We start from the raw sequence: 12,485 nt of genomic DNA on the forward strand, positions 1-12,485 counted from the left end.
TCGGCGGCGGTCAGGGTGTTCGGGCGTGCGAAAGGGACCTGGTTGATTCGCCGGGTAGACCCTAAGGTGGGTGGTTGTGCGCAGGCTTATGGCAGTGCTGACCCTGGTGACAGCGGCAATCCTGGCCCCCGCGACCCCGGCGGCCGCCGCGCTGCCGAGCGGGCTCAAACACGTCGGCAACGCCCGGCAGTTGATCGTGGTGACCGGGCACGGGTGGAAGTCGACCGGCGCCACCGTGCGGGCCTACCAGCGCAACGCCGCCGGCACGTGGCGGCAGGTGTTCGCGACCATGCCGGCCCGGGTCGGTTACCACGGCTGGGCCTGGGCGTCCCGCCGGGTTCAGGACACCGGGACGACGCCGGCCGGCACGTTCACGATCACGCAGGCGTTCGGGGTGCGAGCCAATCCGGGGACGAAACTGCCGTACCGCAAGGTGGACGGCAACGACTACTGGGTCGGTGACAAGCGCGACCCCCGGACGTACAACCTCTTCGAGCCTTCCGCGTCGAAGAACCGCACCTGGCGCGTCGCCGAGGCCGAGCGTCTCGCGGCGTACCCGACGCAGTACGCCTACGCCGCGGTGATCGACTTCAACCGTCCGGCCGGTGTCCACTGGGACGCCCGGCGCGGGGAGTACGTCACCAGCACCCCGTCGCACGTCGGCCGGGGCTCCGCGGTGTTCCTGCATGCCAGCGGCAAGGGCTCGACCGCGGGCTGCGTGTCGGTCAGCCGCGCCAACGTCGCCGCCCTGCTCAAATGGATGAGCCCGGCCCAGCACCCGCGGATCGTGATGGCCCCGACCGCCGCCGATCTGCGCAAAGCCTGATGCGGGTCCGGTGAACCGGGACTCGATCGCCCGCCCGTTCCCGTGTCGGAGGTCGAATCCGGCATGGACGTATGACACTGTGCTGCAGATCGGGTTTTCGGCGGAGGGGACGACGGCGTGGCAACGACGCGAACGGACTGGCGGGAACGGGTCACCGCGGAGGAGATCCGCGCGGTGTGGGGTGACCGGCTCGAGCCGGTCGACGCGGCGCTGCTCCACCCCGGTCTCTCCGAGTCGGTGCGGGACTTCCTGACCACGGTGGGTCTGCCGACGCTGAAGGTGCGCGACCTGGTCCCGGTCCGCGACGAGCGGCTGGGGACGACGACCGAGCACGACGCCCGGCCGTACGTGCCGTTGCTCGTGAGCACCAACGACCGGTACCGCCTCGGCGTCGACCCGGACACCGACCGGGTCGTCTACCTGGCCGCCGACCCCGAGTTCGACCAGTACGTCAACGCGCACCCGGCCCTGTTCGTCTACTTCCTCGGCGTCTTCGTGACCCGTTTCTGGGAGCGCCCGGAGCCGACCGAGGAGATCGGCGGGCGTTTCGTCGCTGACATGTACTCCGACCTGGAGCACCGCGACCCGGAGTCGGTCGACGAGACCACCTGGTGGACCGCCCAGCTCACTCAGGCCGAGACAGACTGAGCGCCGGCCGGAGCGGCGTACCGCAATCGGGTCTGCTCTCAGCTCCTCGGGAGGACGCATCGTGACCGCGCCGCTGGCGGGACTGGTCGTGGCGGATTTCAGCCGGGTGCTCGCCGGGCCGCTCGCCACCATGACCCTCGCCGACCTCGGAGCGACGGTGATCAAGGTCGAGCGGCCCGGCACGGGTGACGACACCCGCGCTTGGGGGCCGCCGTGGGGTGCGACCTCGTCGTCCTACTTCGAGGGGCTGAACCGGAGCAAGCACAGCATCGCGCTCGACCTCGCCGATCCCGCCGACCGGCGGACCGCCGTGCAGCTGGCGGAGCGCGCCGACGTGCTGGTGCAGAATCTCGACCTGACCGGTTTCGGTCTGGGCTACGAGCACGTGCGGGCCATGAATCCCGGTGTCGTCTACTGCGAGGTCACCGGGTTCGGGCCGGACATGGGCCTGCCCGGGTACGACTTCGTGGTGCAGGCCGTCGGCGGGCTGATGAGCATCACCGGCGAGGCGGACGGTGCGCCGCTCAAGGTCGGGGTGGCGCTGGTGGACGTGCTGACCGCCAAGGACGCGACGATCGGGATCCTGGCCGCGCTGCATCGGCGGCGGGAGACCGGCCTCGGCGATCACGTGCGGGTCGATCTGCTGTCGAGTCTGCTCGGCGGGCTCGTCAACCAGGCGTCCGGTTACCTGGCCACCGGGGTGGCACCGAGGCGGATGGGCAACCGGCATCCGTCGATCGCGCCCTACGAGACGCTGCGCTGCGCCGACGTCCCCATCGCGGTGGCCTGCGGCAACGATCGGCAGTTCGAGCGGCTCTGCGCGGTGCTGGGCAGGCCGGCGCTCGCCGGGGACGCCCGGTTCGCCGGCAACCCGTCCCGGGTCGCGCACCGCGAGGAGCTCGCCGCCGAGCTGGAAGCGGCCCTGGCGGCCGAGCCCGCGGCGGTCTGGGAGCGGCGGCTGACCGCGGCGGGCGTTGCCGCCGGGGTGGTGCGCGACATCGGCCAGGCGATCGATCGGGCCGATGCGCTCGGCCTGGAGCCGCTGATCGGCGGCCAGATCCGGCATCCGGTGCGGTATGCCGCCGCGACCACCACGTCGCCGGGCCGGCCGCCGCGGCTGGGCGAGCACACCGATCGCGTACGGGCGTGGCTCTCCGGGGCGAATCCCGGTGAACCTCTCTGACCTGCCGGATTCGGTCAGTCGCCGCTGGGTATCAGTGGCAACCATGCGGATTCATGCGGCGGGCGCTCTGCTCGACGGGCACCTGACCACCCCTGCGGCCGCCCCGGCGCTGGTCCTGTTCACCCAGAGCAGCCCGCGGGACGACGCCGTCGCCGGGGTGCTGCACGATCGTGGCATGGCGACGCTGCTGATCGAGCCGCTGACCCCGCCGGAACGGGCCGACGAGGGGCGGCGCTTCGACGTCGACCTGCTCGCCGACCGGGTGATCGGGGTGCTCCGCAAGCTGCGCGCCCAGCCGGTGACCGCGCGTCTGCCGATCGGCCTGTTCGGGGCGGGCGTGAACGCCGCCGCCGCGCTGGTGGCGGCCGCGGCCCGGCCCGGTGACGTGCAGGCGGTCGTCACCCGCGGTGGCCGCGCCGACCTGGCCGGTGGCGCGCTCGCCCAGTTGCAGGCGCCGACGCTGCTGATCGTCGGGGAGCGCGACCCGCGGCTGCGCACCCTGAACGAGGAGGCCCGCCGGGTGATGCGGTCCCGTGCGGACCTGTGCGTCATCCCGGACGGAGACCGATTCTTCAGCGACCCGGAAGCGTTGCGGCAGGTCGCGATCCAGGCCGGCGACTGGTTCGCCGAGCATCTCGCCGCGCCGGTGCCCGAGCGCGCTCCGGAGGTCGACTCGGCGCTGCCGCTCGAGCGGCCCGGTCTCCTGGACTTCTTCCCGCCGCCGTCCTCGGCGGACGAGCGCTGCCCCGACGATGCCTGAGCGACGCTGCTAGCGTCCAGGGATGAGGGTTGCGGTGATCGGTGGAGGGGTCGTCGGCCTGTCGGCGACCGTGGCGCTGCTCCGGCGGGGCATCGACGTGCGGTGCTACGAGCCGGGCATCCCGATGGGCGAACGCTCGGTGGGGGACACCCGGATCTTCCGGCTGGCCCACGCGTACCCGGACATGGTGGAGCTTGCCGCGCGGGCCCGCACGCTGTTCAGCGAGTGGAGCGAGCTGGCCGGCGCCGCGCTCGTCGACGAGACCGGCACGGTGGTCAGCGGCGCCGGCGCGCGGGAGTGGGCGGCCGCGATGGCCGCTGCCGGCGCGGCCCACGAGCTGGTCGAGCCCGGCTCGTCGCTGCTGAGGCTGCCGGCCACGACCTTCGCCGGGCCGGCGCTGGTGGACCCGGCCGGTGGCGTGATCCGCGTCGACCGGATCCGATCCTTCCTGGTCGCGGGGGCCGGCAACCGCCTGCGGCAGGCTCGGGTCGATGCTCTGGAAGAGACGATTGCGGGGGTACGGGTCGTGTCCGGCCCCGACGCCGACACGTTCGACACCGCGCTGATCTGTGCGGGTGCCGGCACCTCGGCCCTCGCGGCCGGCGTGGGGATCGACACCCCGTCCGCGCTGGAGCACCACCTGCGGGTCAGCTTCCCGATCCGCCCGGGCGCGCCCGAGCCGTTGCAGTGCTGGATCACCGGCGAGTCGGCCGGGGTCCTCGGGACCTACCAGCACCGGGCCGCCGAAGGCTCGTGGGCGGTCGGCGGCGAGATCGGCGCGGCGCTGGTCGGCTGGGAGGGCGGGCGGCAGGCCGCGGAACGCGCGTCGCTGGAGGTCCTCACGGCGTACGTCGCCGAGCATCTGCCGTTCGTCGAGCCGCGCCCGGTCGCGACGGTCTACTGCGCGCACCACCCGGACCTCGGTGACGGTCTGCGGTTCGTACGCCGGGGAAGGATCCTCGCGATGTACGGCGAGAACCTGATGAAGTTCGCCCCGCTGCTGGGTGAGACGCTCGCCGTGGCCTGTGCCGACGGTTCTACACCCGGGAACGCCGGGCCTTCCTGAAAACGGTTTTCATAGCGAATTGGCGTGTTCCGCTTGTCAGGGGGCGGAGCTGTCTCTACCGTCCTGGTAATGAAAATCGCTTTCACTGGCAAGGGTGGCAGTGGGAAGAGCACCCTGGCCGCGCTCTTCGTCGGGCACCTGCGTGCCACCGGCCGCCGCGTCCTGGCGATCGACGCGGACGTCAACGTGCACCTCGCACCACTGCTCGGCGTGACCGCCGACCGGGACGCCGCGCTGTCGCACCCGGCCAACACCACAGCGGTACGCCGCCACCTGCTCGGCACGAACACCCTGGTCGGCGGCGTCGACCGGTTCGTCGCCACCACCCCGCCCGGCCCCGGCTCACACCTGGTGACGCTCGACCCGGGCGACCCGATCCTGTCCGGTCACGGGGTCGCGCTGGACGAGCGCACGCACGTCATGCACGTCGGCACCTACGAGCCGGAGGACATCGGCGGCGGCTGCTACCACGGCCACCTCGCGATCCTGGAGAACCTGCTCTCCCACCTGCGCCCGGCCCAGGACGACTGGGTGGTCTGCGACATGGTGGCCGGCACCGACGCGTTCGCGAACTCGCTGCACGCCCAGTTCGACGCGATCGTCGTGGTCGTCGAGCCGACCCCGGAGTCGACGACCGTGGCCCGGCGCTACCGCGAGCTGGCGACCGCCGCCGGGGTCGACGACCTGCTGTTCCTCGTCGGCAACAAGGTGGTGGACGACGTCGACGTGGACTACCTGCGCCGGGCCCTGGAAGCCGAGCCGCTCACCGTGCTGGCCACGCAGCCGGGCCTGCGCCGGGCCCGCCAGGAGGGGCGCTGCCCGGTCCCCGGTGATCTCGACGACGCGAGCCCGTTGCGGGCCATCGCCGGGCACGTGCAGCCCGCCGACGGTCACCGGCGGACCGCCCGCCTGCACGAACTGCACTTCAAGCTGGCCCAGAAGGACTGGATCCGCAGCGCCCACGGCGACGTCTCCGGCCAGGTCTCACGATCCTAGGAGTCCTCGGTCGTAACCGGCGGCGACCGCCGCCGCGCGGTCGTTCACGTCCAGCTTCGCGTAGATGTTGATCAGGTGCGTCTTGACCGTCGCCTCGGTGATGAACAGGCGCGCCGCCGCCTCCCGATTCGTGTTCCCCGCCGCGACCAGCCGCAACACCTCCAGCTCACGCTGGCTGAGCGGCCCGGTCGTCGGCGCGGGCGCGCGCAGCCGGCTCATCAGCCGGGCCGCCACCGACGGCGCGAGCGTCACCTCGCCCCGGGCCGCCGACCGTACCGCCCGCAGCAGCTCCTCGCGGGGCGCGTCCTTGAGCAGGTAGCCAGTGGCCCCCGCCTCGATCGCCGGCAGGACGTGACTGTCGGTGTCGTACGTCGTCAGCACCAGCACCCGCGCCGGAACCTCCCGCCGCGCCAGCTCGCCGATCGCGGTCACCCCGTCCATCCCGGCCATTCGCAGGTCCATCAGGATCACGTCGGGCGCCAGGGTCTGCGCCATCCGCACCGCCTCGGCGCCGTCGGAGGCCTCGCCGACCACGGTGAACTCCGGGTCGCGGGCGAACATGGCGCTCAGCCCGTCGCGTACCACGGGATGGTCGTCGACGATCAGCAGCTTGATCGGGCCGGTCACGCGCGTGCCTCCGAAGGTTCGGTGGGCAGGCAGGCGGAGATTCCGGTCCCGCCACCCGCCTCGGATTCGATCTGCAACGTCCCGGACAGCGCCTCGATCCGCTGACGCATCGCGACCAGGCCGAACCCGGCGGTGTGCTCCGCCAGGTCGAAGCCGGGACCGTCGTCGCGCACGTCGAGCGCAACCTGCGAGTCCATGTAGGAGAGGGTGAGCCCGACCCGGCTCGCGCCTGCGGCGTGCTTCGACACGTTGGCCAGCGCCTCCTGGGCGGTCCGCAGCAGCGCCACCTCCGCCTCGGGGCGCATCACCCGGGTGTCGCCGGTGACCGTGACCTGCGCCGGGATGCCCTGCCGCGCCGACCACCGGGCGGCCACGTCGGTGACCGCGTCGGCCAGCCGCCCGCCGTCCAGCGGCTCCGGCCGCAGCTCGTTCACCGAACGCCGGGCCTCGGTCAGGCTCTCCCGGGCCAGCGCGGTCGCCGCCTCGTGATGCCGCAGCCACGCCGCCGCGTCACCGGCCGCGTGCCCGGCCGCCTGGAGCTGGGTGACGATGCCGGTCAGCCCCTGCGCGATAGTGTCGTGGATCTCCCGCGCCATCCGGGACCGCTCGTCCAGCACCCCGGCCAGGCGAGCCTGCTCGACGAGCCGGCTCTGCAGGGACGCGTTCTCGGCGAGCGCGGCGGCGAGCCGGTCGTTGGCCTCCTGCGTCTCGCGCATCGCCTGTTCCCGGCCCTCGTAATAGCGGGCGCCGACCTGCCCGAGCCAGGCGAGCAGACACATCGGCACGACGTTGGCGGCCACCACGGCCAGCCAGGTGACCAGGCCCTCCCAGGTGGTGTACTCCACGCCGGTGGCCTGCGCGGTGGCGGCGACCACCGCGACGCCGGCGATGTAGAACAGCTCACGCGGCCACCCGATGATCCGGAACGCGAAGAAGTACAGCGCCGGGGTGTAGAACCCGAACCACGGATGCCGCGCCGCCAGAATCAGTCCGAGAAGGATCAGCCCGGCCAGGAACACTCCCATGATCCGGGGCCGTCCGCGCCACGCCGGCCTGACGGTGAAGAACACCAGGTTCCACACTGCTGCCGCCGCGCACAACGCCAGGTCGAGGGCGATCCCCTTGCCGTGGGTAAGTAGCACGGTCAGCACGGTCAGGCCGGTGAGCAGCACGTAGGGCACCACGGTCACCAGCGGGGCGAGCCGTCGTTCCCACCCCGGCGGTCCGGCCGACTGCCAATCGGTCATCACGTCACCTACTCCCAACGGAACAACTTAGCGGCCGCGGCCGCCGCGCCGCCCGCCCAGGCGAGCAGGGTCAGGAGGGCGATCCAGTGTGGCCAGTGACCGTTCGTGGCGTCGGTCATCGCGGTCACGGCGGCGCCCAGGGGAGTGGCGTGACTGATCCGGGCCAGGGCCGGCGGCATCGTCTCGACCGGCAGGAACAGGCCGCCGAAGAACACCAGCGGGTAGAAGACCGCGGCGCCGATCGCGTTCGCGGCCCGTCCGCCGGGCGCGGCCGCCGCCACGAGCAGTCCCAGAGCGGTCAGCGCCAGCGTGGCCAGCAGCGTCGCGATCAGGAAGCCGGCCGGTTGCCGCGGCAGCCCCACCCCGAACGCGAACCGGGCGACCAGCAGCAGCGCGGTCACCGCGACCAGGGCCGTGACCAGCGTGATCACCAGTTGTGCGCCGAGCACCCGGACCGGCCCGACCGGGGTGGTCCGCAGCCGCCGCAGCACCCCCTTCTCGCGATATCCGGCGAGGACCGGCGGCAGGACGTTCAGCGCGAGCATGGCAAGGCTGAAAGCGACGAGAATCGGCACGTACGTGTCCAGCAGCGTCCGCCCGCCGAGATCGTCCCGGCGCTCGTGGTAGAAGGGCAGGTTGCCGAAGATGATCAGCAGCAGGATCGGCAGCCCCACCCCGAACGCGGGCCCGGACCTCTCCCGCAGGAACAGTCGCAGCTCGGTCGACGCGAGAGCGGTCACGGAGTCCTCCTGGTCAGCGTCACATAGGCGTCCTCGAGGGTCGGCTCGCCGCTGCGCTCCACGAGCTCGGCGGGCGTGCCGGTGTGCACGACCCGGCCCGCGTCGATCAGCGCGACCCGGTCGCAGAGGCGTTCGGCCTCCGGCATGAAGTGGGTGACCAGCACGATCGTCACGCCGGCGGCGCGGACCGCCTCGATCAGGTCCCACGTGTCGCGGCGCGCGTGCGGGTCGAGCCCGGTGGTGAGCTCGTCGAGCACGGCGATGCGGGGGCGGCCGATCAGTGCCAGGGCGATGGAGAGCCGCTGTTTCTGACCACCGGACAACCTGCCGTACGGCATCCGTTCCTTGCCCTCGAGCCCGAGTTGCTCCAGCAGCGCCGTGCCGTCGGCCGGCTCCGGATAGAACGACGCGTAGAGCCGCATCGCCTCGCCGACCCGCAGCCGATCCTGCAGTTGGCCGTCCTGCAGCTGCACGCCGACCCGGCGAGTCACCTCGGCGTGGTCACGCAGCGGGTCCCGCCCCAGCACCCGGATCGTCCCGCCGTCCGGCGCCCGCAGCCCGACGAGGCACTCGACAGTGGTGGTCTTGCCGGCACCGTTGCGCCCCAGGATGCCGAAGATCTCGCCCCGCCCGACGGTGAACGACACGTCGTCGACGGCCACCGTCTCGCCATACCTCTTGTGGAGATGTTCCACCTCGATCACCGCGTTCACCCGGCGCCTCCCGTCGTTGTTCACGGGATCGACCCTCCCAGCGCGGGCGCCCTCCCAGGGTCGCCCGATCTCCCGGGCACGGGGTGGAGAGCGGCACTCAACCGATCGGTGGGGTCACCATCCTGATGGTCGCCGCCGCGGTGGCAGTGTTCGCCATCCCCGCCGGCAACACGACCGCCCGTCCCGGAATCGTCTCCGGCACGGCCTGAACGCCGACGCCGGCGGATCGTGCCCGGTCACACCGCGATCCGCCGGCGCCACCAGGCCTCCGCGTGCCAGCCGCCCGCCTGGCCGAGGCACGGATCCGGCACGGTCCGGCGGAGGAACATCTCGTCCAGCGGCGCGACCAGGCGCTGCAACTCGCCCTTGGCCGGCCCCGGCAGCATCCGGATCGCGGCCTCCAGCATGTCCCGTTGCTCGCACAGATCGTCGGCGAGGCCGTAGTGGTCGCCGAAATCGAGCCATCGCCGGGGCTGCCGCGCCGTACGGCGATAGCCGGCCAGCGCCTGCCGCACGTCGATGTCCGGTCGCCGATGCTGCAACCGCGCGACCTCGGCGTTCGCCCTGCTCGACAGCCCTTCGACCGGCTGCGCCAGCGGCATGTACGACTGCGCGCGAACCGCGCGCGGCGACCTACGCCCCATACGCCTTTCGGGTCTTCGTCATGGCCCGCACTCTGCCACACCGCCCCGCTCGCACGCCCACGATTTCCGGACCGGCTGCTCCTCGGCACCAGCGACGGCCGCATCCTCCGCTGCCGGATTGTCACCGGCTGACCCGGGTCCTCCTTGTGGCCGAGGGCGGCGGCCCGGACTCCTACTTTGGACGGATGGCCGGGCGTGCCCGGTTTTGAAGACTGGGCGGGTGTTCCGACGACTCCCCGACCGCGCGGCGGCGCTGATCTTCGTCATCCTGGTGCTCGGCGTCTCGCTCGGCACCGCCCGGGTGCTCGACGGTCTGGTGCTGGCCGTGTCCCCGCTGCTGGTGACCCTGGTCATGCTGCTGGTGGTGACCCGTGAGGGCTGGACGCGGGACGGCTGGCGGCGGCTCGGAACGGGACGGCTCGGCCTGCGCGACTGGCCGGTCACGCTGGTCACCACGGCGGGCGTGAGTGTGCTGGCCGCGGCCGGTGTCGTGGTGTGCGGACTGGCGCGTTTCGTGACGCCGGGCGGCGCGTGGCTCAGCGACGCGCTGGTCCTGTGCGTCACCGGGCCCGTGCTGGCGTTCGCCGAGGAGGCTGGCTGGCGCGGTTACCTGCTGCCGCGGCTGCTCTGGCTCGGCGAAGGGGCGGCGCTGCTGGTCGGCGGCGTGGTCTGGGCCGGCTGGCACCTGCCGTACATCCTGTTCACGCCGAACTACCATCACGACGGGAACCGGGCGCTCGTGCTCGCGCTGTTCACCGGCAGCGTGCTGGCGTTCTCGGCGCTCCTCGGCCGGCTCCGGCTCCGGTCGGACAGCCTGTGGCCGGCCGTGCTGGGGCACTTCGCGCACAACGCGACCTTCGCCTGGATCGGCACCTACGCGATCAGCACCACGCACCCGATCGTCGCCAACGAGTACCTGGCCGGGGACACCGGGCTGTTCGTGCTGCTCGGAACCGCCTTCTGCGCCCTGCTCCTAGGACAACAACTGTTCCCCGGTACGGCATCGAGCACCGCCCCCGACCCGTCCGCCTGAACCCTGGCCAGCCCGTGGAACGGGCGTGCGTGCCCGGCGGCACGGGAGGCCATTCGCCGGATCACGGCTGGTGACCAGGGGTGTAACAAGGACTCGATACACCCCTGGGCGCCAGCCGGAAGCAGCGAGCGGGGCGGCCGTGCGCGGTGGAAGTGCTGCGCACGGCCGTACCGTAAGGGACTGGAAAGGATCAGCCGAGCAGCGCGCTGACCGCCTCGGCGAACGGGACCGGCTGCTCGACGTGGCCGAAGTGGCCACTCGATCGGAGCGTGACCAGGCGTGAGCCGGGGATGCCGGCGTGCAGCATCGCGGCCCACCGCGGGCCGCAGATGAAGTCGTGCTCGCCGACGATGATCACCGTGGGCGCGCTGATCTCGCCGAGGCGGGCGCGGACGTCGAACGGCTCCGGGTCCTGCGGGACGGCCCATGCCCGGACCCCGGCGACGAACGGCGCGAACTCGTCGCGGCGGCCCGGGAAGTCGGCGAAGTAGACCGGGACCGCCTGCCGCAGGGCGACCGACAGCGCGTCGTCGTCCGTCGCCGTGACCGCCTGCTCGAACGCGGCCGGCACCGCCGGGTCGACAGCGCCGTAGGCCATCACGCCGGCCGTCGCGGAGTCCCAGAACGCCGCGCCGGTCACCGGTGACGTGTCGTAGAGGACGATCCCGGCGACCCGCGACGGGTGGTCGAGCGCGAACTGCTGCATGACGAACCCGCCGTGCGAGTGTCCGAGAACGTACACCGATGGGGAGCCGAGGTGGTCGACGACGGCGGCGACGAACTCGGCGTAGGCGGAGAGGGGATAGGCGGGCAGGCGCCCGGAGTCCCCGGTGCCGACCGGCTCCAGGTAGACCATGGTGAAGCGCTGCTCCAGCAGCGGCATCCGCAGGTAGGCCCAGTCGATGCCGGGGCCGCCGGAGTGCGCGACGCAGACCGGTCCGCTGCCCGCGACGTGATAGGCCTGCGGGACGCCGCCGACGCTGATCCGATGGGTGGTGATGCTCACGAAGATCTCCGATCCGATGGTGCGATGACCGGACCAGATGCGCGCGGGTGCGGAAAAGTTCGCTCCTACGCCGAAGTAGTTCGGGCGTGACAGAGGGTGAGCGATCGGACGCGACCCTGCTCCATCCTCTGCAACCACACCGCGCCCGGCGGGCAGTGGCCGCCGATCAGCTCGGTCTCCCAGATCAGCACGTCCTGACCGGCCACGACGCTGACCAGCCGCTGCCGCACGCCGGAGGCCAGATCACACTCCATGCCGCGCACCGCGAACTCCCGGCCGCCGCCCTGCCCGGACGCCGGCACCGTCATGTCCGCGTCCGGCCACCACAGCTCGTCGACGACGTCACGGAAATCCCCGCGCATCGCCGCCGACAGCGCGTCCGACGCCTCCCGCCGCCGCGCCCGCGTGTACGCCCCGCTGTCCGGGTACGCCTGCTCCGCGCCCGCCCGCAGCAGCCCGGTGAGTTTGCGGTGCGCATGGCTGAGCCGGCTGCGCACCGTGCCGATCGGGAGACCACAGACCAGGGCGATCTGCTCGTACGACGTCACGCTGCTGAAGTGCCGCAGCATCGTCACGAGGCGATCACCTTCGGACAGTTCCCCGATCGCGTGCCACACCCAGTCCCGCAGCGCCGCCCGCTCGATCAGCTCGTCGGGGCCTCCGGCGTGGGGAAGGAACCACTCCGGGTCGGCCACCGGCAGCGCCGGTCGTGACCGCAACCGCATCCGGCAGTGGTTCCGGACCGCGGCCCGCAACCACGCACCGGCCGCCGCCGGATCGCGCACGTCCCCGATGCGCCGCACGGCGGTGACCATCGCGTCCTGTACCGCGTCCTCGGCGTCCGGCCCGTGACCGAGCACGCTCAGCGCGACCGCCCGCATTCCGGCCTCGTGCCGCGCCAGCAGCACCCCGAGCGCCGCCGCGTCACCGTTCTGGGCGCATCGCACGAGTTCACGGTCGTCCACGCGCCCGATCGTAGTGCGGCCGGGCGGACCC

Annotated in this window: 14 protein-coding genes and 1 pseudogene; 8 read left to right on the forward strand and 7 right to left on the reverse strand. The window is 72.4% G+C overall.

What is annotated here, in order from left to right; translation table 11 throughout:
- Nucleotides 1-76: 76 nt before the first annotated feature.
- The 6 genes from Acy02nite_RS36800 to Acy02nite_RS36825 all read left to right on the forward strand — a co-directional run bounded on the left by Acy02nite_RS36800 (nt 77) and on the right by Acy02nite_RS36825 (nt 5,479).
- Nucleotides 77-826, forward strand: a complete 750-nt coding sequence (locus Acy02nite_RS36800; protein ID WP_239175516.1) for a L,D-transpeptidase family protein — start codon at nt 77-79, stop codon at nt 824-826.
- A gap of 117 nt (nt 827-943) precedes the next feature.
- Nucleotides 944-1,474 carry an SUKH-4 family immunity protein gene (locus Acy02nite_RS36805; RefSeq protein WP_203752089.1) on the forward strand — a complete coding sequence of 177 codons (531 nt, stop codon included), beginning with the start codon at nt 944-946 and terminating at the stop codon, nt 1,472-1,474.
- Nucleotides 1,475-1,535: 61 nt separating this feature from the next.
- Nucleotides 1,536-2,657, forward strand: coding sequence for a CaiB/BaiF CoA transferase family protein (locus Acy02nite_RS36810; protein WP_203752091.1), 1,122 nt, complete (start codon nt 1,536-1,538; stop codon nt 2,655-2,657).
- Nucleotides 2,658-2,700: 43 nt separating this feature from the next.
- On the forward strand, nt 2,701-3,417 hold the full coding sequence (locus Acy02nite_RS36815; RefSeq protein WP_203752094.1) for a dienelactone hydrolase family protein: 717 nt from the start codon (nt 2,701-2,703) through the stop codon (nt 3,415-3,417).
- A gap of 22 nt (nt 3,418-3,439) precedes the next feature.
- The gene (locus Acy02nite_RS36820; RefSeq protein ID WP_203752097.1) at nt 3,440-4,483 is read left to right on the forward strand and encodes an FAD-dependent oxidoreductase; all 1,044 of its coding nucleotides are present in this window, start codon (nt 3,440-3,442) and stop codon (nt 4,481-4,483) included.
- Nucleotides 4,484-4,552: 69 nt separating this feature from the next.
- On the forward strand, nt 4,553-5,479 hold the full coding sequence (locus tag Acy02nite_RS36825) for an ATP-binding protein (RefSeq protein WP_203752100.1): 927 nt from the start codon (nt 4,553-4,555) through the stop codon (nt 5,477-5,479).
- Here the strand turns inward: Acy02nite_RS36825 and Acy02nite_RS36830 are convergent.
- The 4 genes and pseudogenes from Acy02nite_RS36830 to Acy02nite_RS36845 all read right to left on the reverse strand — a co-directional run.
- Entirely contained in the window at nt 5,468-6,106 is a 639-nt protein-coding gene (locus tag Acy02nite_RS36830; protein ID WP_203752102.1) for a response regulator, read from the reverse strand. The genes Acy02nite_RS36825 and Acy02nite_RS36830 overlap by 12 nt on opposite strands.
- Nucleotides 6,103-7,353 carry a sensor histidine kinase gene (locus Acy02nite_RS36835; RefSeq protein ID WP_203752105.1) on the reverse strand — a complete coding sequence of 417 codons (1,251 nt, stop codon included), beginning with the start codon at nt 7,351-7,353 and terminating at the stop codon, nt 6,103-6,105. The genes Acy02nite_RS36830 and Acy02nite_RS36835 overlap by 4 nt, the downstream gene beginning before the upstream one ends.
- 8 nt (nt 7,354-7,361) lie before the next feature.
- Nucleotides 7,362-8,093: an ABC transporter permease gene (locus tag Acy02nite_RS36840; RefSeq protein WP_203752108.1), complete on the reverse strand. Its 732-nt coding sequence runs from the start codon at nt 8,091-8,093 to the stop codon at nt 7,362-7,364.
- Nucleotides 8,094-8,143: 50 nt separating this feature from the next.
- A pseudogene (locus Acy02nite_RS36845) lies at nt 8,144-8,806 on the reverse strand (ABC transporter ATP-binding protein); the annotation flags it as partial.
- 83 nt (nt 8,807-8,889) lie between these two features.
- On the opposite strand from Acy02nite_RS36845, the gene Acy02nite_RS47330 reads away from it, so the two are divergent.
- The gene (locus tag Acy02nite_RS47330; RefSeq protein WP_264653384.1) at nt 8,890-9,015 is read left to right on the forward strand and encodes a hypothetical protein; all 126 of its coding nucleotides are present in this window, start codon (nt 8,890-8,892) and stop codon (nt 9,013-9,015) included.
- Between the two features lie 27 nt (nt 9,016-9,042).
- Here Acy02nite_RS47330 and Acy02nite_RS36850 read toward each other — a convergent pair whose 3' ends face one another.
- On the reverse strand, nt 9,043-9,408 hold the full coding sequence (locus tag Acy02nite_RS36850; protein WP_239175518.1) for a hypothetical protein: 366 nt from the start codon (nt 9,406-9,408) through the stop codon (nt 9,043-9,045).
- A gap of 262 nt (nt 9,409-9,670) precedes the next feature.
- On the opposite strand from Acy02nite_RS36850, the gene Acy02nite_RS36855 reads away from it, so the two are divergent.
- Entirely contained in the window at nt 9,671-10,483 is an 813-nt protein-coding gene (locus tag Acy02nite_RS36855; protein ID WP_203752112.1) for a CPBP family intramembrane glutamic endopeptidase, read from the forward strand.
- Between the two features lie 190 nt (nt 10,484-10,673).
- On the opposite strand, the gene Acy02nite_RS36860 is transcribed toward Acy02nite_RS36855, so the two are convergent.
- Nucleotides 10,674-11,489, reverse strand: a complete 816-nt coding sequence (locus Acy02nite_RS36860; RefSeq protein ID WP_239175520.1) for an alpha/beta fold hydrolase — start codon at nt 11,487-11,489, stop codon at nt 10,674-10,676.
- Nucleotides 11,490-11,554: 65 nt separating this feature from the next.
- The gene (locus tag Acy02nite_RS36865; protein ID WP_239175521.1) at nt 11,555-12,454 is read right to left on the reverse strand and encodes an RNA polymerase sigma factor; all 900 of its coding nucleotides are present in this window, start codon (nt 12,452-12,454) and stop codon (nt 11,555-11,557) included.
- Between the last annotated feature and the right edge of the window lie 31 nt (nt 12,455-12,485).

Origin of the sequence: Actinoplanes cyaneus, from assembly GCF_016862095.1 — a bacterium.
Lineage (GTDB): Bacteria > Actinomycetota > Actinomycetes > Mycobacteriales > Micromonosporaceae > Actinoplanes > Actinoplanes cyaneus.

Coding starts and splice junctions, on each gene's coding strand:
- Acy02nite_RS36825 (WP_203752100.1), top strand. CDS start 4,553: ATGAAAATCGCTTTCACTGGCAAGGGTGGCAGTGGGAAGAGCACCCTG.
- Acy02nite_RS36850 (WP_239175518.1), bottom strand. CDS start 9,408: ATGCCGCTGGCGCAGCCGGTCGAAGGGCTGTCGAGCAGGGCGAACGCC.
- Acy02nite_RS36835 (WP_203752105.1), bottom strand. CDS start 7,353: ATGACCGATTGGCAGTCGGCCGGACCGCCGGGGTGGGAACGACGGCTC.
- Acy02nite_RS36815 (WP_203752094.1), top strand. CDS start 2,701: ATGCGGATTCATGCGGCGGGCGCTCTGCTCGACGGGCACCTGACCACC.
- Acy02nite_RS36820 (WP_203752097.1), top strand. CDS start 3,440: ATGAGGGTTGCGGTGATCGGTGGAGGGGTCGTCGGCCTGTCGGCGACC.